Annotated in this window: 25 protein-coding genes and 1 pseudogene; 13 read left to right on the top strand and 13 right to left on the bottom strand. The window is 72.4% G+C overall.

Annotation, left to right across the window (positions count from 1 at the left end):
• Positions 1–74: 74 nt before the first annotated feature.
• Entirely contained in the window at positions 75–425 is a 351-nt protein-coding gene (locus tag BA062_RS17410) for a hypothetical protein (RefSeq protein ID WP_110337909.1), read from the bottom strand.
• Positions 426–478: 53 nt separating this feature from the next.
• A complete protein-coding gene (locus tag BA062_RS17415; RefSeq protein WP_245959867.1) occupies positions 479–2530 on the bottom strand; it encodes an ATP-dependent DNA helicase in 2052 nt (683 codons plus the stop codon).
• Between the two features lie 127 nt (positions 2531–2657).
• On the opposite strand from BA062_RS17415, the gene BA062_RS17420 reads away from it, so the two are divergent.
• Together BA062_RS17420 and BA062_RS17425 are read left to right on the top strand one after the other, a co-directional pair.
• Positions 2658–4502 (top strand): glycerophosphodiester phosphodiesterase, encoded by a 1845-nt coding sequence (locus BA062_RS17420; RefSeq protein WP_110337913.1) that lies wholly within the window; start codon positions 2658–2660, stop codon positions 4500–4502.
• A gap of 114 nt (positions 4503–4616) precedes the next feature.
• Positions 4617–5267, top strand: coding sequence for a hypothetical protein (locus BA062_RS17425; RefSeq protein WP_110337915.1), 651 nt, complete (start codon positions 4617–4619; stop codon positions 5265–5267).
• On the opposite strand, the gene BA062_RS17430 is transcribed toward BA062_RS17425, so the two are convergent.
• Genes BA062_RS17430 through BA062_RS17440 form a run of 3 tightly spaced genes read right to left on the bottom strand, consistent with a single transcriptional unit; the run spans position 5264 to position 8080 of the window.
• Positions 5264–6199: a sugar kinase gene (locus BA062_RS17430; protein ID WP_110337917.1), complete on the bottom strand. Its 936-nt coding sequence runs from the start codon at positions 6197–6199 to the stop codon at positions 5264–5266. The two genes, BA062_RS17425 and BA062_RS17430, sit on opposite strands and share 4 nt — an antisense overlap.
• Positions 6196–6768 carry a nicotinamidase gene (locus BA062_RS17435; RefSeq protein WP_110337919.1) on the bottom strand — a complete coding sequence of 191 codons (573 nt, stop codon included), beginning with the start codon at positions 6766–6768 and terminating at the stop codon, positions 6196–6198. Before BA062_RS17435 ends, BA062_RS17430 begins: the two co-directional genes overlap by 4 nt.
• A 10-nt stretch (positions 6769–6778) precedes the next feature.
• A complete protein-coding gene (locus BA062_RS17440; RefSeq protein WP_110337921.1) occupies positions 6779–8080 on the bottom strand; it encodes a nicotinate phosphoribosyltransferase in 1302 nt (433 codons plus the stop codon).
• A gap of 73 nt (positions 8081–8153) precedes the next feature.
• Between BA062_RS17440 and clpS the strand changes: the two genes are divergently transcribed.
• The 6 genes from clpS to BA062_RS17470 all read left to right on the top strand — a co-directional run bounded on the left by clpS (position 8154) and on the right by BA062_RS17470 (position 12050).
• On the top strand, positions 8154–8438 hold the full coding sequence (gene clpS, locus BA062_RS17445) for an ATP-dependent Clp protease adapter ClpS (protein ID WP_110337923.1): 285 nt from the start codon (positions 8154–8156) through the stop codon (positions 8436–8438).
• Positions 8435–8992 carry a DUF2017 domain-containing protein gene (locus tag BA062_RS17450; protein ID WP_110337925.1) on the top strand — a complete coding sequence of 186 codons (558 nt, stop codon included), beginning with the start codon at positions 8435–8437 and terminating at the stop codon, positions 8990–8992. The genes clpS and BA062_RS17450 overlap by 4 nt, the downstream gene beginning before the upstream one ends.
• Positions 8992–10002, top strand: a complete 1011-nt coding sequence (locus BA062_RS17455) for a P1 family peptidase (protein WP_110337927.1) — start codon at positions 8992–8994, stop codon at positions 10000–10002. The genes BA062_RS17450 and BA062_RS17455 overlap by 1 nt, the downstream gene beginning before the upstream one ends.
• Positions 10003–10285: 283 nt before the next feature.
• On the top strand, positions 10286–10750 hold the full coding sequence (locus BA062_RS17460) for a M67 family metallopeptidase (protein ID WP_110337929.1): 465 nt from the start codon (positions 10286–10288) through the stop codon (positions 10748–10750).
• 68 nt (positions 10751–10818) lie between these two features.
• Positions 10819–11097, top strand: coding sequence for a MoaD/ThiS family protein (locus BA062_RS17465; RefSeq protein WP_110337931.1), 279 nt, complete (start codon positions 10819–10821; stop codon positions 11095–11097).
• 2 nt (positions 11098–11099) lie between these two features.
• Complete coding sequence (locus BA062_RS17470) at positions 11100–12050, top strand: PLP-dependent cysteine synthase family protein (protein ID WP_110337933.1); 951 nt, start codon at positions 11100–11102, stop codon at positions 12048–12050.
• Here BA062_RS17470 and BA062_RS17475 read toward each other — a convergent pair.
• A complete protein-coding gene (locus BA062_RS17475) occupies positions 12035–12886 on the bottom strand; it encodes an arylamine N-acetyltransferase family protein (protein ID WP_110337935.1) in 852 nt (283 codons plus the stop codon). The genes BA062_RS17470 and BA062_RS17475 overlap by 16 nt on opposite strands.
• 223 nt (positions 12887–13109) lie before the next feature.
• Here BA062_RS17475 and BA062_RS17480 point away from each other — a divergent pair, with 223 nt between their 5' ends.
• The 3 genes from BA062_RS17480 to BA062_RS40525 are packed head-to-tail and all read left to right on the top strand — an operon-like array spanning position 13110 to position 15320.
• Complete coding sequence (locus tag BA062_RS17480; RefSeq protein ID WP_110338336.1) at positions 13110–13721, top strand: rhomboid family intramembrane serine protease; 612 nt, start codon at positions 13110–13112, stop codon at positions 13719–13721.
• Positions 13718–14509 (top strand): glutamate racemase, encoded by a 792-nt coding sequence (gene murI / locus BA062_RS17485; protein WP_110337937.1) that lies wholly within the window; start codon positions 13718–13720, stop codon positions 14507–14509. Before BA062_RS17480 ends, murI begins: the two co-directional genes overlap by 4 nt.
• Before the next feature lie 40 nt (positions 14510–14549).
• Positions 14550–15320 (top strand): MBL fold metallo-hydrolase, encoded by a 771-nt coding sequence (locus BA062_RS40525; protein WP_146240049.1) that lies wholly within the window; start codon positions 14550–14552, stop codon positions 15318–15320.
• A gap of 15 nt (positions 15321–15335) precedes the next feature.
• Here the strand turns inward: BA062_RS40525 and BA062_RS17495 are convergent.
• Positions 15336–16286, bottom strand: a pseudogene (locus BA062_RS17495) (lysylphosphatidylglycerol synthase transmembrane domain-containing protein); the annotation flags it as partial.
• Positions 16287–16358: 72 nt separating this feature from the next.
• Positions 16359–17183 carry a hypothetical protein gene (locus BA062_RS17500; RefSeq protein ID WP_110337944.1) on the bottom strand — a complete coding sequence of 275 codons (825 nt, stop codon included), beginning with the start codon at positions 17181–17183 and terminating at the stop codon, positions 16359–16361.
• Positions 17184–17255: 72 nt separating this feature from the next.
• Between BA062_RS17500 and rph the strand changes: the two genes are divergently transcribed.
• Positions 17256–18035: a ribonuclease PH gene (gene rph / locus BA062_RS17505; RefSeq protein ID WP_110338338.1), complete on the top strand. Its 780-nt coding sequence runs from the start codon at positions 17256–17258 to the stop codon at positions 18033–18035.
• The gene (gene rdgB / locus BA062_RS17510) at positions 18032–18643 is read left to right on the top strand and encodes an RdgB/HAM1 family non-canonical purine NTP pyrophosphatase (protein WP_110337946.1); all 612 of its coding nucleotides are present in this window, start codon (positions 18032–18034) and stop codon (positions 18641–18643) included. Before rph ends, rdgB begins: the two co-directional genes overlap by 4 nt.
• An 11-nt stretch (positions 18644–18654) precedes the next feature.
• On the opposite strand, the gene BA062_RS17515 is transcribed toward rdgB, so the two are convergent.
• From BA062_RS17515 to BA062_RS17535, 5 genes are read right to left on the bottom strand one after another with little or no spacing between them, the layout of a single operon-like run.
• Positions 18655–19824: an FAD-dependent monooxygenase gene (locus BA062_RS17515; protein WP_110337948.1), complete on the bottom strand. Its 1170-nt coding sequence runs from the start codon at positions 19822–19824 to the stop codon at positions 18655–18657.
• A gap of 14 nt (positions 19825–19838) precedes the next feature.
• Positions 19839–20426 (bottom strand): maleylpyruvate isomerase N-terminal domain-containing protein, encoded by a 588-nt coding sequence (locus BA062_RS17520; RefSeq protein WP_110338340.1) that lies wholly within the window; start codon positions 20424–20426, stop codon positions 19839–19841.
• Complete coding sequence (locus BA062_RS17525; protein ID WP_110337950.1) at positions 20423–21256, bottom strand: fumarylacetoacetate hydrolase family protein; 834 nt, start codon at positions 21254–21256, stop codon at positions 20423–20425. The genes BA062_RS17520 and BA062_RS17525 overlap by 4 nt, the downstream gene beginning before the upstream one ends.
• A complete protein-coding gene (locus tag BA062_RS17530; protein WP_110337952.1) occupies positions 21253–22374 on the bottom strand; it encodes a cupin domain-containing protein in 1122 nt (373 codons plus the stop codon). Before BA062_RS17530 ends, BA062_RS17525 begins: the two co-directional genes overlap by 4 nt.
• Entirely contained in the window at positions 22371–23663 is a 1293-nt protein-coding gene (locus tag BA062_RS17535; RefSeq protein WP_110337954.1) for an MFS transporter, read from the bottom strand. The genes BA062_RS17530 and BA062_RS17535 overlap by 4 nt, the downstream gene beginning before the upstream one ends.
• Between the last annotated feature and the right edge of the window lie 31 nt (positions 23664–23694).

The raw sequence follows: 23694 nt of genomic DNA on the forward strand, positions 1-23694 counted from the left end.
CTGGCTGCAGTGAAGGCCACCTTCACTGCGTTCAACGCAGTGAAGGTGGCCTTCACTGCAGTCGCAGGGGCTGCCTACTGCGCGGGCTGGTTGTCGGCCTTCCAGACCACGTAGGCCTCGTCGGCATCGGTGGTCATGGCCTCCACGAACTTGTCGTGGTCGAAACCAGGCAGGGTCTGCAGCCGCTCGATGAGCGCGTTCGCCGCAGGGTCGCCGCTCGGCACCGCGGTGCCCGTTCCGTCGGCCGCGGCCAGCATCAGGAAGACGTCTTCCTTCCACGGGCCTTCCGGGATGACTCTCACCACCACGGCGGTCAGCTCCGACCAGGTGATGGACTCCTCGCTGCCATCGGCGAGCTGGCGGCGCACACCGGTGTCGTCCACGCTGACCGACCGGGATTGCGCGCTGGATGAGTCGGGGAACAAGACTTCTCCCTTGCCTCGGGTTCCGTTCACCGTAGCGCCTTCTTCCCCGGCGCTCAGGACGGGGCGGCGGCGTCCAGCCTGCGCAGGGCGTCCCGTGCGACCTTCGGGTCGTGCGTCGGCCACAGCGGCGGCAGCGACGCGCGCAGGAATCCGCCGTAGCGCGCCGTCGCCAGGCGAGAGTCGAGCACCGCGACGACACCCTTGTCGGTGACGGACCGATGCAGCCGCCCCGTGCCCTGTGCCAGCAACAACGCGGCGTGGGTGGCCGCGACGGTGAGGAAACCGTTGCCGCCACGGGCTTCCACGGCCCGCTGCCGCGCCGACGACACGGGGTCGTCTGGGCGCGGGAAGGGCAGCCGGTCGACGATCACCAGCTGCAGCGAGGGGCCGGGAACGTCGACGCCCTGCCACAGCGAGAGCGTGCCGAACAGGCACGTGCGCGGGTCGTCGGCGAACTTGCCGACCAGCAAGGACGTGGAGTCGTCACCCTGGCAGAGGATCGGGTGCTTGACCCGGTCACGCAGCTCCTCGGTGGCTTGTTTCGCCGCGCGCATGGACGAGAACAGCCCCAGCGCGCGCCCGCCCGCCGCGTCGATCAGCTCGGCGATCTCGTCGAGGGTGCGCTCGCCGAGCCCGTCGCGGCCCGGCGGCGGGAGATGCTTGGCCACGTACAGGATTCCGTGCTTGCGGTAGTCGAACGGCGAGCCCACGTCGAGCCCGCTCCAGCGGGGACCGTCGTTGTCCGACGGCGCGGGCTTGTCCGTGGCTGTGCCCTCCGCCTTGACCGTCGGCTTCGGCGACGGTGGTAGCCCCCACTGCCTCGCCAGCGTGTCGAACGCGCCGCCGAGCGCCAGTGTCGCGGACGTCAGCACCGTGGTGCTGCGCGCGAATACCCGCTCCCGCAGCAGCCCGCCCACCGACAGCGGTGCGACGTGCAGCGCGGGCGGCCGGGGCGAGGCCGAGTACTGATCACCGGAGAGCCACACGACGTCGAGCCGGTGTGCCTGGTCCTCGTCGAAGGCGTCGAGCAACCGCACCGCCGTGTCGTGCACCTCGTCGAGCATCGAGCGGGCGAGCTTGCGCGCCGTGGCCTCCTCGACGTCCTCCTTGCGCTCGGAACCGAGCGCGGTGAGGCACGCGTGCGCGGCGTCGCGGACGACGGTGAGCGCACCGCCCAGCGGCGTCGGCAGCGTGTCCATGCGGCCCGGCGGCAGCTCGTCGAGCACCAGTGCGAGCCCGTCGCCCGCCTCCAGCAACCGGTCGGCGATGTCGGCGTCGATGAGCCTGCCGCAGCGCCGGGTGGCCGCGGAGATCAGCGACGTGGTGAGCTCGGACGTCGCGACGGAGGTCACGCGGTCGACCAGCTCGTGCGCCTCGTCGATCACCACCAGGTCGTGCTCCGGCAGCACCTGGTACTCCTGCAGCGCGTCGATCGCGAGCAGCGCGTGGTTGGTCACCACCACGTCAGCGCGGCCCGCCTCGCCCCGTGCGCGCTCGGCGAAACAGTCGGTGCCGATGGGGCAGCGGGCGACGCCGAGGCATTCGCGGGCCGTCACCGACACCTGCCGCCACGCCTGCTCGGACACACCGGGCACGAGCTCGTCGCGGTCGCCGGTCTCGGTGTCGGACGACCATTCGTGCAGGCGCTTGACCTCCCTGCCGATGCGGGAGACGGCGAACGCGTCGAACAGCCCGGTGTCCTCGGGCTCCTCGGGGGCGCCGGTGTGCACGCGGTGCATGCAGAGGTAGTTGCGCCTGCCCTTGAGGATCGCGAACGTGGGTTCCCTGCCGAGCGGCTTCTTCAGCGCCTTCGCGAGCCTCGGCAGGTCCCGGTCGACGAGCTGGCGCTGCAGCGCGATCGTGGCCGTGGAGACCACCACGGTCGCCTCGTGCTCCACCGCGTACCGGATCGCGGGCACGAGGTACGCCAGCGATTTCCCGGTGCCGGTGCCCGCCTGTACGGCGAGGTGCTCGCCGGTGCGGATCGCTGTGGCGACCGCCTCCGCCATCCGCACCTGGCCCTCGCGCTCGGCTCCGCCCACGGCCTCGACGGCGTGCGAGAGGAGATCGCGGACGCTGGGCAGCGTGGAGATGGAGGTGGGCACGATCGAGACGTTACCGCCCGGGTGCGTCAGTTCCGGGCTCGGTGCGCGCCAACTGGTCGCCCATTGATCACGAACGGTCCATTCACGTCTCATCGATCCTTCGCGAACCGGTCATAACGTCTGCCGGATGAGACGCATCCGATCCCGCATCCTCGCCTGCCTGCTGGCGGTCGCCACGGTCGCCGTCGCGGGCCCGGCCCTGTCCCCGGTCGCCGTCGCCGAGCCCGGCGACGTCGTCGTCGACGAATCCTTCGACGGCACCGCGCTGCCCGACGGCTGGCGGCCCGTGGCGGGGCAGTGGCAGGTCACCGGAGGCCGCCTGGTCAACACCGAGCCCGGCAGCCTGTCGAGGATCACGTTCGGCTCGCACCTGCGCGACTTCCGCGCCGAGGCGACCATCCGGTTCGAGTCCGTCAACAACACGAGCCGCTGGGCCGGTCTCGTGCTCGACACCGACCCGTCCGGCGCCGTGCCGTGGAGCCAGGCGATCATGCGCTCGGCGTCGACCGCGAGCAACGGCGTCGAGTTCGCGGGGCGCACCGAGGGCAACACCTGGAACGTCACCAACGCGGGCGCCGCGCCGTACGACGCGGGCACCGGCCGGGACATCCGGGTGGCCATCGAGGTGCACGGCAGCCGCGCGACGTGGTCGTTCGACGGGCAGACCGTACTCACGTCGACACAGGTGCGGCGCAGCACCGACGGCGTGCTGGGCCTCATCGCCGACGGCGCGCGGATCAGCGTCGACGACGTCAAGGTCACCGAGCTGGAACCGCTGCCCGTGACGCAGCCCGACGGCGCGCTGCCGCTGACCGTCGCCCACCGCGGCTACTCCTCGGTCGCGCCGGAGAACACGCTCGCCGCCGTGGAGGCCGGGATCAGGGCGGGCTCCGAGTACGTCGAGATCGACGCGCAGACCACCGCCGACGGTGTGCCCGTGGTGATGCACGACAACACCGTCGACCGCACCACCGACGGCACCGGCGACATCTCGAAGCTCACCGCCGACCACGTCACCGGTCTCGATGCGGGCTCGTGGTTCTCGCCCGCGTTCGCCGGTCAGCGCGTGCCGACGCTCGGCGAGGTGCTCGACCTCGTCAAGGGCAGCGGTTCGACGCTGCTGCTGGAGGTGAAGGGCCCGGAGACGCGCGCCGAGACCGGGGGCATCCTCGCCGAGGTCACCGAGCGCGGCATGTCCGAGCAGGTGCTGCTGCAGAGCTTCGATGAGCGGGTGCTGCGTGACGCGCGCGAGCTGGCGCCGGAGATCCCGCTCGGCCTGCTGCGGGGAACGCTGGACGCCGATCCGCTCGCCACGGCACGCGACCTCGGCGTGGTCGCCTACAACCCGTCGTCGGCTGCGCTGCTGACCAGGCCCGGCACGGTGGCCACGCTCAATGACGCCGGCATCGCCGTGATGCCGTACACGATCGACGACGCCGGGACCTGGGCGCGGCTGGCGGAGATCGGTGTCGACGCCGTCATCACGAACAAGGCCGGTGAGCATTTCGGCTGGCGGCAGCGGGCCGGGCAGGACACGCCCGCGAAGCCGGCCGTGTCGCTCGTCGCGCCCGCCGACGGCGCGCAGCTGCGGCGCTACTCCACGGCCGTGGTCGCCGTGGACGCCCGCGACGCCGACACCGTGACCGTCACGCTCGACGGCGAGCCCGTCGAGGCGGGCGCCCCGCTGGACCTGCGCGGCCTCGCGGCGGGTGAGCACAAGCTGACCGCCGTCGCCGAAGGGCCCGGTGGCACGGCGGAGACGAGCACGACGTTCGACCTCGTCGTGGACGTCACGGGTGTGCGGGTGCTGGTGGCCGAGGCCGGGATCGCGGCACACGACACCGCCACGATCCTGCGGCACCTCGACGAGGGCCGCTGGCGGCTCGCCGAGCAGGCCGTCCGCAAGGCCGGGTTCACCGACGAGCAGGAGGCGGTGATCCTCGCCGACATCCGCACCCTCTCGCGGCGCTGACCGGCAGGCCGCGGAGTCACACGAGCGAGTGACTCCGCGGCGACCGGGTCAGGTGACGGCGCGGCTCCGCCGATGTCGTGTGCGGGTCAGCAGGCGATCTCGGAAGGAACGCACATGGCGAAGATCAACAGGGCTGTGGTGGTGGCCGTTCTCGCGGCCGGAGCCCTCGCGCTGCCGGGACAGGCTCAGGCGCAGACCGTCTCGACCGCGTCGGCGTCACTCGGCTCGGCGGACCTGGTCGTGAACGGGGAGGTCACCCAGGCGGGGCCGATCGCCGCGTGCGACGTCGCGGGACCGGCGGCCGGCGCCTCGGACGGCGTGGACGTCGGCGCCGACACCGAGTTCGGCAGGGGCGAGACCAGCTGCACGCGCGCCGGCGACGGCGTGTCCAGCGCCAAGGCGACGGGCCAGCGGTTCGAGACGTCCGTGCTCTCGCAGTTCGGCGGGCCGACGATCCGGGTGCGCACGTTCTCGGCCGAGTGCCGCACCACCACCAACGGCAGCAGCGGCTACGTCGAGCTGGGCGGCGTCTCCGGATTCACGCTGCCGCAGGACATTCCGCCGAACCACACCATCACGATCCCCGGCAGGGTGCAGGGCGACCCGCCGCTGGCCGAGCTCGTCCTCAACGAGTTCACCGCGCCGACCCCGCCCGACGGCAGCCTCGCCACGACCGCACTGCGCATCAAGCTGTTCCCGCAGGGCGGGCCCGCCAGCGGTGACATCCGCGTCGGCACGGCGAGCTGCGACCCCTACGGCGGCTAGCGAGGCCGGGAGAGCTGCGTCAGCTCCTCCCGGTCGGGCAGGCCTTGCCAGTCGCCCTCCACGGACAGCGCGAGCGCACGGCACGCGGCGGCCGTGCGCACGCGCCGCTCCGGCGGCGCTCCGGTGAGGAAGTCCGCGAGGTAGCCGGCCACGAACGCGTCGTCGGCGCCGTCGGCGTCGACCGCGCGGACCGGGTAGGAGGGCACGTCGTAGCGCGAGCCGTGCAGCTCCGCGACCGCGCCCCTCGGCCCCAGCCGCACCACCACCTCGTCCGGCCCCAGCCCCGACAGGCTCTCCGCGAGCTCCTCAGCGGTGCCGTCGAAGCCGAGCAGCCGCGCCTCGTCGTCGCCCGCGAACACGATGTCGGCCTTGGCCACCAGGTCCAGCAGCACCGGACGCGCCTCGTCCGGCGACCACAGCGCGTGCCGGTAGCCGAGGTCGAACGACACCGGAACGCCCTCGGCGTTCGCGACCTCGATCGCCGCGAACACCGCCTTGGCCGCGGTGCCGGACAGCGCGGGCGTGATCCCGGACAGGTGCAGCACACCCGCGTCGGCGACGCGGTCCTCGCAGATGTCCTCGGGACACAGGCGGGAACCCGCGCTGCCGTGCCGGTAGTAGGCGACGCGCGGCGAGTCGGGTGTGCGGAAGTCCTTGAGGGCCAGCCCGGTCGGCGCCTCCTGGTCGGTGACGGCCGCCGAGGTGTCCACACCTTCCTCTCGCAGCCGCGAGAGCACCAGCGCTCCCGGCTCGTCGGCGCCGACGCGGCCCGCCCACGCCGACTCGATGCCGAGCCTGGCCACGCCGATGGCCACCGTGGACTCCGACCCCGTGATGCCGACGTCGGCCGTGGTGGCGTGCCGCAGCTTGCCCTCGGAGACGCTGAACCCGGCGAGGCTCTCGCCGAAGGTCAGCAGACCGGGAACGGTCACGAAGCGACCCGGGGACTTCCGCCGACCTCGACGCCCTCCGACTTCAGCTCCGCGAGCGCTTTGTCCACAGTGGACGCCGAGACGCCCGCGGTCAGGTCGGCGAGCACGCGTACGGTGAAGCCCGCCCTCGCCGCGTCGAGCGCCGTGGCACGGACACAGTGGTCGGTCGCGATGCCGGCCACCTCCACCTCGGTCACGTCCCGTTCGCGCAGCCAGTCCGCCAGCTGCTCGCCGGAGTCGGTCGCGCCCTCGAAGCCGGAATAGCCGTCGCTGTACTGGCCCTTCGAGAACACCGCCGTGATGGGGCCGACGTCGAGCTGCGGGTGGAAGCCCGCGCCCGCCGTGCCCGCCACGCAGTGCCGGGGCCACGAGCGCACGAAGTCGGGTTCGTCACTGAAGTGCGCGCCCGGATCGATGTGGTAGTCCCTCGTGGCCACCACGTGCGCGTAGTCGTTGTCGCGCAGGTGCCGCGAGATCGCCTCCGCGACCGCGGCACCGCCGGTCACCGCGAGCGCACCGCCCTCGCAGAAGTCGTTCTGCACGTCCACCACGATCAGCGCGGTCGTCATCTCGTCCTCCTCAGCTGAAGGTCGTGGGGATGGCCGGGTCGCCGCCGGAGAGCTTGAGCCCCTCCCACGGCAGGCTGACCAGCGCGCGCCGCAGCCGTTGCCTTCCGTCCTCAAGGGTGGGCAGCTCGTCCACCGGTTGTCCAGCGCGCATGAGGGGGATGAGCAGCTCGCGGTCGTGCTCGGCCGGCTCCGGCGGCTTCGCGGTCGGGTAGACGACCTCCTCCAGTGCGGTCCCGGTCGGCTTGTGCCTGCGCAACGCCGACTTGCGGCCCCCTCGAGATGCCTTGTGCTCGCTGCGTTTCGCGACCGGCTTGCCGTCGACCTCGACCAGCTTGTACACCATTCCGGCCGTCGGCGCGCCCGAACCGGTGACCACCGACGTGCCCACTCCGTACGCGTCGACGGGTTCGGCCCGCAGCGCGGCGATCGCGTGCTCGTCGAGATCCCCGGACACCACGATCCGGGTGTCCTTGGCGCCGAGGGAGTCGAGCTGCTCGCGGGCCTTGCGGGCGAGCACACCGACATCACCGGAGTCGATGCGGATCGCCCCGAGCTCGGGGCCCGCCACCCGCACGGCCGTCTCGATACCCGCGGTGATGTCGTAGGTGTCCACCAGCAGTGTCGTGTCCACGCCCATCTTCTCGATCTGCGCGCGGAACGCCGCCTCCTCGGTGTCGTGCAGCAACATGAACGCGTGCGCGACCGTACCGCGCGTCGGGATCCCGTAGCGGCGGCCGGCTTCCAGGTTGGACGTCGTCGCGAACCCGGCGAGGTACGCGGCCCGCGCGGCCGCGACGGCGGCCTGCTCGTGGGTGCGCCGCCCGCCCATCTCGATGATCGGCCTGCCGTGTGCCGCGCTGGACATGCGCGCCGCCGCCGAGGCCACCGCACTGTCGTGGTTGAGGATCGAGAGCGCCACCGTCTCCAGCACCACGCATTCGGCGAACGAGCCCCGCACCGTGAGGATCGGGGAGCCGGGGAAGTACAGCTCGCCCTCGGGGTAACCGTCGACGTCGCCGGAGAACTCGTAGTCGGCGAGCCACGACAGCGTGTCGCCGTCCACCACCGCCGTGGTTTCCAACTGGGCGATCTCGGCGTCGGTGAACCGGAAGTCGGTGATCGCGTCGACGACCCTGGCGGTACCGGCGACGACGCCGTACCTGCGGCCCGAGGGAAGCCTGCGTGCGAAGACCTCGAACACACAGTCCCGCTCGCCCGTGCCGTCGGCGAGCGCACTGCCGAGCATGGTCAGTTCGTAGTGGTCGGTCAGCAGCGCTGTGCTGTTGTCGCTGTTGCCGCTCTGTTCGGCCATACCGGGAAGACTATTCACCCACACGGCCCGACCGGTGCCGCACCGCCCCTTCAAGGCGTGACAACATGGAGCCATGACCACGCCTGTCGAGGCCGAAGAGACACTCGGTGCGGACGCCGCAGCCGGGGACAGTCCGTGGCAGACCATCGTCTGGAACGACCCGGTGAACCTGATGTCGTACGTGACGTACGTGTTCCAGAAGCTGTTCGGGTACAGCAGGGACCACGCCACGAAGCTCATGCTCGACGTGCACCACAAGGGAAAGGCCGTCGTGTCGTCCGGTACCAAGGAGAAGGTGGAGGGCGACGTCGCCAAGCTCCACGCGGCAGGCCTGTGGGCCACGATGGAACAGCCGTGAAGGGCTGGCGCCGCAAGGGCGGCAAGGTGCTCGCCGGTTTCGAGCAGCAGGAGGCCGCGGTGCTGCGCGGCCTCGTCAGCCAGGTCGACGACATGCTGCGCGCCCGTGCGCAGGAGGCGCCGGAGGACGAGCTCTCGGAGCTGACCGGCATCAAGACGGGTCCCTCGGAGAGCCCCAACGACCCGGTGCTGTCCCGGTTGCTGCCCGACTTCCACAAGCTGGACCCCGACAATCCCTCGACCGAGGACCTCGACTCGGTCGCCGCGCTGCGCTCGCTGCACGAGCCGGAGGTGCTGGACGCCAAGGTCGGCGTCGCCGCCGTCGTCATGGACACCCTGCCGCCCGAGGGCGGCGACATCCGGCTGACCTACGAGCAGGCCGACGCGTGGCTGTCCGCCCTCAACGACGTGCGGCTCGCGCTCGGCACCGCGCTCGACGTCACCGACGACATGCCGGACGAGCTGCCCGAGGAGGACCCGAGGGCGCCGCACCTGGGCGTCTACCACTGGCTGACCTGGGTGCAGGAGAGCCTCGTGCAGGCGCTCACCGAGTGATGCTGAACGCCATCACGGACGTGCCGGGCGTGCTCGTCGGCCACCACCACCGGGTGGGCGACGGCTGGGCCACGGGCACCACCGTGGTGCTCGTGCCCGGTGAGGCCGTCGCCGCCGTCGACCAGCGGGGCGGCGCGCCCGGCACGCGGGAGACGAACCTGCTGGAGCCGGAGAACCTCGTGCAGCGGGTCAACGCCGTGTGCCTGTCAGGGGGCAGCGCGTACGGGCTCGCCGCCGCGGACGGCGTGATGCGCTGGCTCGGCGAGAATGAGCTGGGCTTTCCCGCCGGCACCGAGCCCCACCAGGTGGTCCCGATCGTGCCAGGGGCCGTGATCTTCGACCTGCCGCGCAGCGCGTGGGGCAACCGGCCCGACGCCTCGTTCGGCTACGCGGCGTGCGAGGCGGCCGCGGACGGCCCCGTCGAGCTGGGCACGGTCGGCGCGGGGGCCGGTGCGCAGGTCGGCTCCCTCAAGGGCGGCGTCGGCACGGCGAGCGAGGTGGTCGACGGGTTCGTGGTGGGCGCGCTCGCGGTGGTGAACGCCTCCGGCGAGGCCGTGCGCCTCGGCACCGGGGAGCCCTTCGCCGCGGATCACGAGGTCGACGGCGAGTTCGGCGTCGCCCGGTGGCCGGGCAGGCCGGGTGACCTTTCCTCGGCGCGGGCGAAGGACCTCAACACCACGATCGGCGTGGTCGCCGTCGACGCGGCGCTGTCGAAGGCGGAGTGCCGCAGGCTCGCCGTCGCCGGTCAGGACGGGCTCGCGCGTGCCGTGCGCCCCGCGCACACCATGTTCGACGGCGACACCGTGTTCGCGCTGGCCACGGGTGAGCGGGAGCTGCCGAGCGAGCGCGGCCGCATCGGCGAGGCGAGCCGCATGGTGTCCCTCGACACGCTCTGTTCCGCCGCCGCGAGGGTGTTCACCCGCGCGATGGTGCGTGGCCTGCTCGCGGCGACCGGCGTCCCCGGCCTGCCCGCGTACCGCGACGTCTGGCCGGAGGCCTTCAAGCCGTAGCCGGCCCGCGAGTCGTGCGTTCCCGTGCCGCGAGTCGTGCGTTCCGGTTCGCGAGTCGTGCGTTCCGGTTCGCGAGTCGTGCGTTCCGGTTCGCGAGTCGTGCGTTGGCGGCGCGGGTACGTGCGGGAACGCACAACTCGGCGTCGGGAACGCACAACTCGCGGTCCTGAGTGCACGACTCGCGGTCCTGAGTGCACGACTCGCGGTCCTGAGTGCACGACTCGCGAGGTGTGACGTTCGTGGCTCGTCTCACGGTGTGAACACCCGGTATCCAGCCCGTAAGATGTTCACCGTGCTTCGGATCCGCCGTGACCTCGTGGACGCGATCGTCGCGCACGCCCGTCGTGACCACCCCGACGAGGCGTGCGGTGTCATCGCAGGCCCCGACGACGGCAGCGACCGTCCCGAGCGGTTCATCCCGATGGTGAACGCCGCGCGCTCGCCGACGTTCTACGAGTTCGACTCCGGTGACCTGCTCAAGCTGTACCGCGAGATGGCCGCCAACGACGAGACGCCCGTCGTGATCTACCACTCGCACACCGCGACCGAGGCGTACCCCTCCCGCACCGACATCAAGCTGGCGCAGGAGCCGTTCGCGCACTACGTGCTGGTGTCGACCAGGGACGCGGACGAGCACGAGTTCCGGTCCTACCGCATCGTCGACGGCGTCGTGACCGAGGAGCCGGTCGAGGTCGTCGAGTCGTACATGTTCGCCAACACCGGTAGCGACGACGTACCCGACGCGTAGGTCACAGGCGGGAATTTCCCCGTCCTCGTGAACGCTTGTCCTGTCATAACCACTTGCGGAGGTAACTCATGGCCGTGACCGTGTCGATCCCGACCATCCTGCGTACGCACACCGGCGGCGAGAAGTCCGTCGAGGCGTCCGGCAAGACGGTGCTGGAGGTCATCGACGACATCGAGGCCAGGCACGGAGGACTCAAGGCTCGCCTGGTCAAGGACGAGAAGCTGCACCGCTTCGTCAACGTCTACGTCAACGACGAGGACGTCCGGTTCTCCGGCGGGCTCGACGCCGAGGTCAAGGACGGGGACACCGTGACGATCCTGCCCGCGGTCGCCGGCGGCGCGCGCTGACCATGGCTCGCTACGAGTCACTGCTCGACGCGCTCGGCGGTACGCCGCTGGTGGGGCTGCCCCGGCTGTCCCCGTCGGACGACGTCCGGCTGTGGGCCAAGCTGGAGGACCGCAACCCCACCGGTTCGATCAAGGACCGGCCCGCGCTGGCCATGATCGAGGCCGCCGAGCGCGACGGCCTGCTGCGCCGCGGCTCCACGATCCTGGAGCCGACCTCGGGCAACACGGGCATCTCGCTCGCGATGGCCGCCAAGCTCAAGGGCTACGGCCTGGTGTGCGTGATGCCGGAGAACACCTCCGCCGAGCGCAAGCAGCTGCTGCAGGCCTACGGCGCGCGCATCGTCTACTCGCCCGCCGCGGGCGGGTCGAACGAGGCCGTGCGCCGCGCGAAGGAGCTGGCCAAGACCAACCCGGACTGGGTGATGCTCTACCAGTACGGCAACCCGGCCAACGCCGACGCGCACTACTACGGCACCGGCCCTGAGCTGCTCAAGGACCTGCCGACGCTGACCCACTTCGTCGGCGGGCTCGGCACCACGGGCACGCTCGTCGGGGTCGGCCGCTATATGCGGGACCACAAGCCGGACGTGCAGATCGTGGCCGCCGAGCCGCGCTACGGCGAGCTGGTGTACGGGCTGCGCAACCTCGACGAGGGGTTCGTGCCCGAGCTGTACGATCCCGACGTGCTGAGCGGCCGGTACTCGGTGGGCGCCTACGACGCGCTGCGCCGGACCAGGGAGCTGCTGGAGCACGAGGGCATCTTCGCGGGCATCTCCACGGGCGCCGTGCTGCACGCCGCACTCGGTATCGCCGAGAAGGCGGTGGCCAAGGGGCAGAAGGCGGACGTGGCGTTCGTCGTCGCCGACGCGGGCTGGAAGTACCTCTCCACCGGCGCCTACAGCGGCTCCCTCGACGAGGCCGCCGAGCGGCTCGACGGTCAGCTCTGGGCCTGACCGGCGAGGAACCGCTCGTGCTGGGCGACCACCGTGCGCCACAGCCGGGCACGTTCCTCGCCGGTGAAGCCGGCCGCCGGGATTCCGAAGACGTCGCCGAGTGCGGCCCACCAGTCGTGCTCGGTCTCCAGCACCGTCCGCGTGCCGGGGGTTCTGGTGAGGGTGAGCGCGCGCAGGACGTCGACGCCGCCCGCGTCGCGGCGCTGCACCGTGCACGTCCGCACGAACCCGGAGTCCGGCGAGGTGGACAGGTACTCGTGGCGGTCGGCGAAGTCGCCCATCTCGGCCGGTCCGGGCGCGAAGTCCAGTGCGAAGAAGCTGCCGCTCGGGTCGTGCGCCATGCGCCAGCCGCCCGGTGCGATCCGTGACGGCTCGAGCCCGTAGGTGAACGGGCCCTGCCGGTAGGTGCCCGTTCGCAGCGGCAACGGCGTGTGCAGGCCGTCGCCGAGCCCGACGTCGGTGAACCACGCCGTCTCGGGATCGCCGGGCAGGGCGTCGACGGTCAGTGCCAGGTGCTCGCGGGTGATCTCCGCACGGTCCGCCGCGGACATCTGCGCGCCGCCGAGGTGCCGGGTGACGCGGTAGCCGAGCTGCCGCAGCAGCGCGGAGAACGCGCCGTTGAGGTGGAAGCAGTACCCGCCGCGGCCCGCGACGATCCGGCGCGCCGATTCGGCCGGATCGAGCGAGGTCGGCCTGCCGAGCTGGATCTCCAGCGTCTCGTACGGCACCCGTTCCACGTGGGCGGCGTGCAGGCGGTGCAGCGCCGCCACGCTCGGCGGTTCGGCCTCCTCGATCCCGAGGCGGGCGAGGTAGGCGGCGACGTCGATCTCGATCACCCGGTCGAACCTAGCGAAAACACACCGCCGGGCCGACCGATTTTGGCACTTGACGAGCCGGGAGTGGACGCTGGGAAAGATTCAGATCACCGCGGGTCACAGCGCTGGCGAATCCCAGGGTTTTTCACCGAGGTGAGCTCCTCCGCCCGCGACGTAGCCTGAAACCGTGAGCACGCAGCCCCAGCCACCCTCCACGCAGGGACCGAAGAAGAGCCCGGCCCGGATCGTGCCGCCGAAACCGCTGGCGGCGGGCATCGTCGCGGTGTCGTTCACGGTGGTGCTCTACCTCGTCGAGCTGCTCGACGTGCTGCTGCCCGCGGATCTCGACCAGGGCGGCATCCGGGCGCGCTCGCTGTCCGGGCTCGACGGCATCGCGTGGGCGCCCGTGCTGCACGACGGCTGGAGCCACCTGTTCGCCAACACCGTCCCGGTGCTGATCTTCGCGTTCCTGGCGATGGCGGGCGGTATCGGACAGTGGATCGCGGTGACGGCCACGATCTGGGTCGTCGGCGGGCTCGGGGTGTGGCTCACGGCGGCGCCGGACGTGGTCACGGTAGGCGCGTCGGGGCTCGCGTTCGGCTGGCTCGCGTTCCTGCTGGTCCGGGGCCTGTTCAACCGCAGCTTCGGGCAGCTGGCCGTGGCGGCCGTGCTGCTGTTCGTCTGGGGCGGGATGCTGTGGGGCGTGCTGCCCGGCAACCCCGGCATCTCCTGGCAGGGGCATCTCTTCGGCGCGCTCGGCGGTGTGTTCGCCGCGTGGCTGGTGGCCAAGTCCGACAACGCCCGCGCCCGCAAGGCGAAGGGCACGCCGGGGGCCGCCGGTACGCTCGGGGCGTGAGTCACGCTGACGCCCCCATCGGAATCTTCGACTCCGGCGTCGGCGGGTTGACCGTCGCTCGCGCCATCGCCGACCAGCTTCCCGGCGAGAGCCTGCGCTATGTCGGCGACACCCGCCATGCCCCGTACGGCCCGCTTCCCATCGCCAGGGCGCGCGAACTCGCGCTGGCGGCGCTGGACGGGCTCGTCGAGGACGGCGTGAAGGCGCTCGTGATCGCCTGCAACACGGCGTCGGCCGCGTGCCTGCGGGACGCGCGAGAGCGTTACGACCTTCCCGTGATCGAGGTGGTGCTGCCCGCGGTGCGCAGGGCCGTCGCCGCCACGCACACCGGGCACATCGGACTGATCGGCACCGAGGGAACCGTGCGATCCCGCGCCTACGACGACGCGTTCGCCGCGGCGAACGGCATCCGCCTCTCCAGCGTCGCCTGCCCCCGGTTCGTCGACTTCGTCGAGCGCGGCATCACCTCGGGCAGGCAGGTGCTGGGGCTCGCGCAGGGCTACCTCGAACCGCTCGTGCGGGCCGACGTCGACACGCTCATCCTCGGCTGCACGCACTATCCGCTGCTCACCGGCGTGCTGCAGATCGTGATGGGTCCCGACGTGACGCTCGTGTCCAGCGCGGAGGAGACCGCGAAGGACGTGGTGCGGGTGCTCACCGAACGGGATCTGCTGGCCGAGCACGGCGAGCCCCGGCACCAGTTCGTCGCCACCGGTCCCGCGGAGCCGTTCGCGAAGCTGGCGAGCCGGTTCATGGGCCTGTCTCCGGGAGTGCTCGCCGCCACGTGACCCTGGGCGCGCGGCGCGCTCGCGTGGCAGGGTGTCGATCGTGCGACTGACCATCCTGGGCTGTTCCGGCAGCATCCCCGGCCCGAACGCCGCCGCGTCCGGTTACCTCGTCGAGGCCGACGGCTTCGTGCTGGGGCTCGAGCTCGGCAACGGCACGCTCGCGCAGCTGCAGGCCGTGCGCGACCCCTTCGATCTCGGCGCGCTCGTCCTGTCGCACCTGCACCCCGATCACTGCGCCGACTTCAGCGCGCTGACCGTGCTGCGCCGCTACCATCCGGCGCCGCCGTACGACGTGACCGCGCACAGGCTTCCCGTGTTCGGCCCGGTGGAGGCGCCCGCGAGGCTGGCCAACGCGTACGCCCCGCACGAGGCCGAGCGTGTGCGGACCGACCTGACCGACGTGTTCGAGTTCCATTCGCTGTCGCACGCCCCGGTGCGGGTGGGCCCGTTCGAGCTGAGCGCCGTGCCGATGGACCATCCGACGGAGGCGTTCGGCCTGCGGCTCTCGCACGGCGGCCACACGCTCGCCTACACCGGTGACACCGGGCCGTGCGAGGCACTCGACAAGCTCGCCGCCGACGCGGACGTGCTGCTGGCGGAGGCGTCCTGGACCGACGCGCCGGACCGGCCAGCGGGCGTGCACCTATCCGGCAGGCAGGCGGGTGAGCTGGCCGCCCGCGCCGGGGCAGGGCGGCTGCTGCTCACCCACATCGCGCCGTGGAGCGACCGGGACGCCATCCTCGCCGAGGCCCGCGCCGCCTTCTCCGGGCCCGCCGACCTCGTCGAGCAGGGCGCCTCCTACGACGTGTGAGCGCAGGAGCAGCCATGCCAGCAGGCCGACGGGGATGATCAGCCAGCACGACAGGAGCCGGTAGACCAGCACCGCCGCCGCGGCGGCCGGCTCGGCGGCTCCCGCGGACACGAGGCCCGTGAGCAGGCCGACCTCGATCACGCCGATGCCGCCGGGCGTCAGCGGGATCTGCCGGACGAGCTGCACGGTCACGTAGATCGTGGCCAGTTCGAACGCGCCGAGCCCGACGCCGAACGCGTTGGCGGCGGCGAGCAGGCACAGCATGTCGGTGAGCCAGTTCGCGACGGCGGCGCCGAGCGCGAGCAGCCAGTGCCGGGGCGCGACCGCGCGGGACGTCGCGGCCGCGTCGGTCAGCGGCGTCACCACCGTGGCGAGCCACGGCCACCGGGGCGGTCTGCGTGGCCGGTTCGGCCTGGCAGGGGTGTGGTGCGCCGCCACCAGCCGGTACGCGATCCAGCCGAGCGCCGCGAGCACCGCGAGCGCGCCCGCCAGGGTGAGCGCCGGGTGGGTGTGCCACGCGCGGGCGAGGTGCACGGCGCCCGTGCTGAGCGCCCCCGACGCCCACAGCAAGGCCAGACCGATCGCGGAGACCACTCCCGAGAGGACCATGACCGCCGTCGCGGCAGCGCGGTCGGCTCCGCCCGCGCGGAACTCGCGGAAGGCGTAGGCCGCCGACACGGCCGACCCGGCGGGCAGGCTGATCGAGATCGCCGAGCGGCTGTAGGCCAGCGCGAGCGCCCTGCGGCGCCGCATGGTGACGCCGAACGCGGTGAGCAGCCTGCGCTGCTGCCTGGCGAACATCGCCATCGAGACGAACTCGGCGAGCCCGGCGGCGAGCAGCCAGCGGGTGTCGGCGTGCCGCAGTGCGCCGAGCACGTCGGCGGGCCGCGGCACCCGGTCGTGCAGGGTCCAGGCCATGAGCGCGAGCACCACCGCCACGGCGCCGACCTGCACGAGCCTGCGCATCGTGACCCCTTAATTCACCCTGGGTTGAATTATGCGCGCGCGAGGAGCTATGTCAACAGATGTTGAATAAGGTCACGCCCTGACGGCGGCCAGGTAGTCGGGTGCCAGGTACACCGCGTAGGCGTGGAGCACGACGAGTCCGCTGCCCAGCCCGCCGGCCGCGTCGAACTCGGCGAGGTCGAGCGCCAGCTCGGCGCCGCGCCGCGCCGGGACCGGGTTGGTGACGTCGGTGAACCAGTCGACGAACGTCAGCTGGAACCGTTCGCCCGGCCGTGCGCCGGGGGAGACCACGTCGAGCAGGGTGGGCCGGTTGCGCAGCACCCACCGGTAGAACTCGGAGTAGGCGAAGAACCGCTGCTCCATGCCCGAGGGTGCGAGGCCGTGCACGCGTTCGGCGACGGTGACGCCGTGGTCGGTCGCCGCCTGCTCGGCCTCGCTCCACGCCCGGTCGTGCGCGGCGCGGCCGGTGAGCTCGCCGTCGCGCAGCCGCATGAGGTAGCTCGCCCACAGGGCCGAGCCAGGGTTGCCGAACGTGTCGGTGCCGCGGCCAGCGGCGATCGCGATCCCGCGCTCGATGCCCTCCAGGATCCCGGCGTCGACGTAGGACACCCACGTGCCCGGCTCACCCATGTCGTGCGCGGCGAAGAAGGTGATGATGCCCGCGATGTTGCCCCAGCGCGGCGCGTAGCCGGGGGCTAGCTCCGCCGCGGGGCCCTCGGACATCGCGGTGAGGAACTCCAGCCGCTCCGGCATGGTCATCAGGTCGATCTCGGCGAGCGGGCAGTCGAGCGTCGCCGCGCACGTGAGCGGGTCACGCGGTTGCCGGGCCGCCGAGGCGGGCGCTGGCACGACGGACAACAGGAACAGAGCCACGATGCCCACGGCGACGGCGCGCATGCGACGGCACGCTAGCAGCACATGACCACGCCGAGCTTCCGCGACGCGGCGCTGGCACTAGGCTCTGCCCTCGTGGTGCGAAAAGACGGCAGGAACGACGACCAGCTCCGCGAGGTGCGGATCACCCGCGGTTTCCAGCAGTGGCCGGCCGGATCGGTGCTCATCGAGTTCGGCAACACCAGGGTGCTGTGCGCCGCGAGCGTCACCGAGGGCGTGCCGCGCTGGCGGCAGGGCTCCGGGCTCGGCTGGGTCACCGCCGAGTACGCGATGCTCCCCTCGGCGACCCACACGCGCAGCGACCGCGAGTCCATCAAGGGCAGGGTCGGCGGCCGTACCCACGAGATCAGCAGGCTGATCGGCCGGTCGCTGCGCTCGTGCATCGACCTCTCGGCGCTCGGCGAGAACACCATCCAGATCGACTGCGACGTCATCCAGGCCGACGGCGGCACCCGCACGGCCGCCATCACGGGCGCCTACGTCGCGCTCGCCGACGCAATCACCTGGCTCGGCGCCGCGGGCAGGCTCGCCGACCCGAAGCCGCTCTCGGCCGCCGTCTCCGCGGTGAGCGTCGGCGTGGTCGACGGGCGCGTGCGCCTCGACCTGCCCTACGAGGAGGACTCCCGCGCTGAGGTCGACATGAACGTCGTCGCCACCGACGTGGGCACGCTCATCGAGGTGCAGGGCACCGGGGAGGGCGCCACGTTCACCCGGTCCACACTGGACAAGATGCTGGACCTCGCACTGGGCGGCTGCGCCGAGCTGGCCCGCAAGCAGGCCGAGGCACTGGAGGCGCCCTACCCGTACGAGCTGCCGACGCCCGCGCCCGACAAGAAGTCGAAGGGCTCCAAGTGACCACCAAGGTCCTGCTCGCCACGCGCAACGCCAAGAAGCTCGAGGAACTGCGCCGGATCCTGCTCAAGCGCGGGCTCGGCGAGATCACGGTGCTCGGCCTGTCCGATGTGGACGAGTTCCCCGAGGCGCCGGAGACCGGGGCGACGTTCGAGGAGAACGCACTCGCGAAGGCCTACGACGCCGCGATGGCGACGGGCCTGCCCTCGGTGGCCGACGACTCCGGGCTCTCCGTCGACGAGCTCAACGGCATGCCGGGCGTGCTGTCCGCCCGCTGGGCGGGACAGCACGGCGACGACGAGGCCAACCTCCGGCTCGTGCTCTCCCAGCTGAGGGACACCCCCGACGAGCGGAGGGGCGCGGCGTTCGTGTGCGCCGCTGCGCTCGTGGTGCCCGACCGTCAGGAGGTGGTGGTGCGCGGCGAGTGGCGCGGCACGATCACCCGGGAACCCCGTGGTACCAACGGATTCGGCTACGACCCGATCTTCGTGCCCGAGGGCGGGCAGCGGACCTCGGCGGAACTGGAGCCCTCGGAGAAGGACGCCGCGTCCCACCGAGGCCGTGCGCTGCGCTCCCTGCTGCCGCACCTGCGCGACCTCGTTCAGGACTGACTCAGGATTGCTCAGGACTGATACAGCCAGTCGACGTACTGGTAGTCGTCCAGCCTGCGGTCGGTCAGCAGCGCGTTGCGGAGGGTGCGGGTGAGCCCGTCGCAGTGCCAGATCTCGCCCCACACCCTCGCCGAGGACTGCACGCGCGCCGTGCGCGCGGTGCGGATGCGCTGGTACGCCTCGAGCGCCCCGGCCCAGTCGCCCTCTCGCTTGCCGGCCTCCGCGGCCAGGCAGTGCGCGTCCTCCAGCGCCTGACACGCGCCCTGTGCCAGGTACTGCAGCATCGGGTGCGCCGCGTCGCCGGTGAGCGCGAGCCTGCCGTCGACCCAGTTGCCGATCGGCAGCCGGTCGAACATCGGCCACCGCCGGTCGCGCCACAGCCACGCCAGCCCGCGCTGTACCGCGGGGCACGTGCCGTCGAACGCGGCGTCGAGCTCGCCGGGCCCGCCCCACTCCTCCTCGCCGCGCGCGTAGGCGGGTGAGGCGAAGACGGCGACCGTGTTGAGCATCTCGCCCTGCCGCAACGGGTACTGCACGAGGTGGCAGCCGGGTCCGAAGTGGACGACGACGTCGGTGAGCGCGTCGGCGTCCACGTCGGTCACCTCGCTCACCGGTAGCGCGCCCCGGTAGGCGACGTAGCCGGAGCACACCGGGCTGTCGTCGCTCACCCTGCCCCGCAGCGGCGACCACAGGCCGTCGGCCGCGAGCGCGATCGCGGCGCGGTGCTTCTCGCCCTTCGCCACCACCACGGCCTCGTCCTCGGCGACGATCACGTCGTCCACCTTGTGGTCGGCGAGCAGCTCGACCCCGGCCCGTTCGCACGCGCGAAACAGGATCGAGAGCAGGTCGCTGCGGTGGATCACCACGTACGGCGCGCCGTAACGCCGCTCGAACGACCCGCCCAGCTCCAGTGAGGTGAGCTCGGCGCCGTCGAGCGCGTCCTTGAAGACGAGCCGTCCCGGCCGGACGCCGTGCTCGATCACCTCGTCCAGCAGGCCCCACTCGCGCAGGATGCGGGTCGCGTTGGGGGCGAGCTGCAGGCCCGCGCCCACCTCCGCGAACGCGGGCGCCCGTTCGAGCACGCGCACCCGGTGGCCCGAGGACGCGAGCGCGAGGGCGTTGGCGAGGCCGCCGATCCCGCCTCCCACCACGGCGACGTCGGTGTCGGTCCTGTCGGTCATGACGGTCCCTTTCTCTACAGCCACGGGCCGAGCGCCGGGGCGGTGTCGCTGCGGCCGGTGAGCCAGCGCACGAGATCCGGCCCGTGCCCCGCCGCGAACCGCTTGCCGAGCACGTCGTCGGCCAGCGCCCGCAGGAGCCCTGCGGGCAGGTCGGTGAAGTCGACGCCCGCGGCGAGGTCCACCGCGTGCACGGCGACCTCGCGCGTGCGCATCCACGGGATCTCGCTGGCGGGAACCCTCCGCCCCTGCGCGGTCACCACCTCGTTGCGCCACGCCTGTTCCGGCAGTGAGTCCAGGTCCTCGGCCAGTGCCCGCGCCGAGCCGTGCACCAGCTCGCGCAGCGTCGCGACCGGCAGCCTGCTGCCCTCCTCGATCTCGGCGTTGCGCTGCTCGGTGCTTGCGTACATCCGGTTCTCGATGCCCGTGTTCGCCCAGCCCACGAGCCGCCGCAACGCCTCCGCGTTGTAGTGCACATGTGCCACCAGGTGCCGCCGCGTCCAGCCCGGCAGCGCGCTCGGTGCGTCGAAGTCGCCGTCGGAGAGCCCGTCCACGGTGCGCAGCAGCAGGTCCGTGCACTCGTCGAGCCATTCCCGCGTGGTCACCACCGCTCGGCCCTCGCCATGTTGTCGAGCCTGCCGATCCCGCTGATCTCGGTGCCCAGCCGCGCGCCGTCCGTCAGGTAGCGGGCCGGCTTGCGGGCGTGGCCGACCCCGCCGGGCGTGCCGGTGGCGATCACGTCGCCAGGTTGCAGCGTGAGGATCGTCGAGGTGTAGCGCACCAGCTCGACCGGGTCGAACACCAGGTCGTCGGTGCCCGCCTTCTGCACCGGCTCACCGTCCACGGTGCACGACAGTTCCAGTGCGGGCCTGGTGCCGCCGGGCAGTTCGTCCGGGGTGACGAGCACCGGACCGAACGGGGTGGTCGCCTCGAACGTCTTGCCCTGCAACCACTGCGGCGAGCGGTACTGCCAGTCGCGCATGGTCACGTCGTTGAGCACGCTGAACCCGGCGATGGCGGCCTCAGCCTCGTCCGCGCTCGCGCGGCGGACCCGCTCGCCGATCACGATCGCCAGCTCCGCCTCCCAGTCCACGGCGCCGGACTCCGGGGCCAGGAGCACGTCGTCGTGCGCCCCGACGAGCGCCTCGGGGAACTTCGCGAACAGCGTCGGGTACTCGGGCAGCTCGCGCCCCATCTCCAGGATGTGGTTGCGGTAGTTCAGCCCGACGCACAGGATCTTGCCCGGCCTCGGCACCACGGGCGCGTAGGTCAGGCCTTCGACGGCCCGGTCCGCGGTGGCGTTCTCGGCGGCGGCCCGCCAGTCCGGCGTGCGCAGCAGCTCACCGACGTCGGCGGCGCCGAGGTCGGCGTAGCGGTCGCCGTCGATCCGGACGGCGCTCGTGCCCGTCGCGGTGCGGATGGTGGCGAGCCTCATGCGTTCTGTCCTTCCACGTGCACGCGGTCCTGCTGCAACCGCTCGAAGATGGGGGTGTCGCTGAACCGGAAGAGGTCCAGCTCGGTCTCGGCGCCGAGCGTCAGCGGGGCCCACGACGGCACCACGAACAGGTCGCCGCGCTCGGCACGCCACTCGTGGTCGCCGACCCGGACCTGGCCCTCGCCCTGGAAGACCTGCCACACGGCGGAGCCGACCTCGCGGCGGGTGGCCGTCCGCGCTCCCGCGCGCAGGCGGTGGAACTCGGCGCGGATCGTCGGCATCACGTCGCCGCCGGTGGCGGGGTTGCTGAACCGGATCGCGGCGTGCCCCGGTTCGACGACGCCGGGGTGGCCCTCGTCCTCCAGCGCGAGCTGGTCGGTGAGCGCGGCGTCGGTGTGCTCCCAGCGGTAGGCCGCGATCGGCGAGCTGGCCGTCGGGCCGGGCTGACTCAGCGGCCGCAGGCCGGGGTGCGCCCACAGGCGCTCGGACCGGGAGCGGTCCGGTGTGCTCGTGTCGGTGACCTGGTCGGGGCCGAACTCGAAGAACGCCGAGCCGGTCTGGTGCACGAACGGGATGTCGAGCCCGTCGAGCCACGCCATCGGCTCGTCGCTCGTGTTGTGGTGGCCGTGGAAGTGCCAGCCGGGGGTGAGCAGGAAGTCGCCGCGGCGCATGGCCACCGGGTCGCCGTCGACGACCGTCCACACGCCCTCGCCCTCGACCACGAAGCGGAACGCGTTCTGGCTGTGCCGGTGCTCGGGCGCGACCTCGCGCGGGCCGAGGTACTGGATCGCGGCCCACAGCGTCGGCGTGGCGTAGGGGGCGCCGCCGAGACCCGGGTTCGCGAGCGCGATCGCGCGGCGTTCACCGCCCCTGCCCACGGGCACGAGGTCACCCGCCCGCTGGGCGAGGGGCAGCAGCCGCTGCCAGCGCCACGCGTGCGGCCGCGCGGCGGGCGTGGGGTGCTTCGGCATCAGGTCGCCGATCTCGGTCCACAGTGGAATCAGCAGCTCGCGTTCGAAGCCGCGGTAGAGCTCGCTCAGCTCGGGCGAAGGGTCGGGCTGGCCGGGTCCGCCGGAATCCACAATGGATACCGGGCTGTCGAGTTGTTCGGTGGTCATCGCGTGGTGACTCCTTCCGGTTGCGGGATCGATGGGGCAGGCGTGCTGGGCCGGGTGAGCAGCAGCGCGCCCGCGACGGCGGCGGCCACCGCGAACACGAGGAAGGCGGCGTCGACGCCCAGCCCGGCGGCGAGCAGCCACCCGCCCGCCTGCGGGGCGAGCACGGCACCGATGCGGCCCGCGCCGAGCGCGAAGCCGAGGGCCGAGCCGCGCAGGTGGGCGGGGTAGTGGTCGGCGACGGCGGCGATGATCAGGCACTGCGTGCCGTGGGTGCCGACCCCGGCGAACACGAGCGCGCAGTAGACCGCGAGCGACGGCGGGTGGACGAGCAGCACGAGCAGTCCAACGGCGGCCGCGGCAGCGGCGAACGCACCCGCCCTCGCGGGGCCGGCGCGCGTGCCGAGCCAGGCGGTGACCAGCGAGCCCGCCACGGCGCCGAGGTTGAGGGCCAGCAGGAACGTCAGCGACGAGCCGAGGTCGAAGCCGCTCTGGCGCATGAGCTGCGGCAGCCACGTGCCCAGCCCGTACCAGGCGAACAGGGTCGCGACGGTCGCCGCCGCGAACAGCATCGTGGCCCTGGTGAACGGCGGGCGCAGCAGCGCGCGGAACCCGCCCGTGGACACCCGCTCGGCCGCCGGCTCCGGCGTGAGGCCGAACCGCTCCTCCAGCGCCAGGGCCTGCGCGTCGCGGCCCTTCGAGCGCAGCCACGCTGGCGACTCGGGCAGCAGCCGCACGCACAGCGGCAGCACGACCACCACGGCCAGCAGGGCGATCGCGAACATCGCCTGCCAGCCGAAACGGGGGAGGACGCCGATCCCGGCGAGCGCGGCGAGGCTGCCGCCGATGGGAACGCCGGACATCATGAGCGTCGCGACGACGGAGCGGTTGCGCGCGCCGACGTACTCCGTGGCCAGCGCGCTCGCCGACGGCACGAGCCCGCCGAGGCCGAGCCCCGCGAGTAGCCGGAACACGCCGAAGACGGCCGGGTTCGGCGCGATCGCGCACAGCGCGGTGAGCACGGAGAACCAGGCCGTGCAGGCGAGGATCGTGCGGCGCCGGCCGAGCGTGTCGGCCAGCCGCCCCGCGAGCAGCGCGCCGACCAGCATCCCGGCGAAGGCGAGGCTGCCGAGCAGGCCCGCGCTGTTCTCGGTGAGGTTCCAGCCGGGCTCGTCGAGCAGCTCGGGCAGGACCGTGCCGTAGACGATCAGGTCGTAGCCGTCGAAGACGACGAGCACCCAGCACAGGCCGGTCACGAGTGGCGCAGCACTGCGCCGCGAGGGCTCGGACATGAGTCACCACGCTAGAAGCGTTCTGCGCTCA

The organism is Prauserella flavalba, assembly GCF_003202235.1.
Lineage (GTDB): Bacteria > Actinomycetota > Actinomycetes > Mycobacteriales > Pseudonocardiaceae > Prauserella_A > Prauserella_A flavalba.

Bases quoted from the DNA above. Each gene is read 5' to 3' on its own strand.
- BA062_RS17530 (WP_110337952.1), bottom strand. From the start codon at position 22,374: ATGACCACCGAACAACTCGACAGCCCGGTATCCATTGTGGATTCCGGC.
- BA062_RS17435 (WP_110337919.1), bottom strand. From the start codon at position 6,768: ATGACGACCGCGCTGATCGTGGTGGACGTGCAGAACGACTTCTGCGAG.
- BA062_RS17500 (WP_110337944.1), bottom strand. From the start codon at position 17,183: ATGCGCGCCGTCGCCGTGGGCATCGTGGCTCTGTTCCTGTTGTCCGTC.
- BA062_RS17535 (WP_110337954.1), bottom strand. From the start codon at position 23,663: ATGTCCGAGCCCTCGCGGCGCAGTGCTGCGCCACTCGTGACCGGCCTG.
- BA062_RS17455 (WP_110337927.1), top strand. From the start codon at position 8,992: ATGCTGAACGCCATCACGGACGTGCCGGGCGTGCTCGTCGGCCACCAC.
- BA062_RS17525 (WP_110337950.1), bottom strand. From the start codon at position 21,256: ATGAGGCTCGCCACCATCCGCACCGCGACGGGCACGAGCGCCGTCCGG.
- BA062_RS17470 (WP_110337933.1), top strand. From the start codon at position 11,100: ATGGCTCGCTACGAGTCACTGCTCGACGCGCTCGGCGGTACGCCGCTG.
- BA062_RS17420 (WP_110337913.1), top strand. From the start codon at position 2,658: ATGAGACGCATCCGATCCCGCATCCTCGCCTGCCTGCTGGCGGTCGCC.
- BA062_RS17460 (WP_110337929.1), top strand. From the start codon at position 10,286: ATGTTCACCGTGCTTCGGATCCGCCGTGACCTCGTGGACGCGATCGTC.
- BA062_RS17515 (WP_110337948.1), bottom strand. From the start codon at position 19,824: ATGACCGACAGGACCGACACCGACGTCGCCGTGGTGGGAGGCGGGATC.
- BA062_RS17425 (WP_110337915.1), top strand. From the start codon at position 4,617: ATGGCGAAGATCAACAGGGCTGTGGTGGTGGCCGTTCTCGCGGCCGGA.
- clpS (WP_110337923.1), top strand. From the start codon at position 8,154: ATGACCACGCCTGTCGAGGCCGAAGAGACACTCGGTGCGGACGCCGCA.
- BA062_RS17465 (WP_110337931.1), top strand. From the start codon at position 10,819: ATGGCCGTGACCGTGTCGATCCCGACCATCCTGCGTACGCACACCGGC.
- BA062_RS17440 (WP_110337921.1), bottom strand. From the start codon at position 8,080: ATGGCCGAACAGAGCGGCAACAGCGACAACAGCACAGCGCTGCTGACC.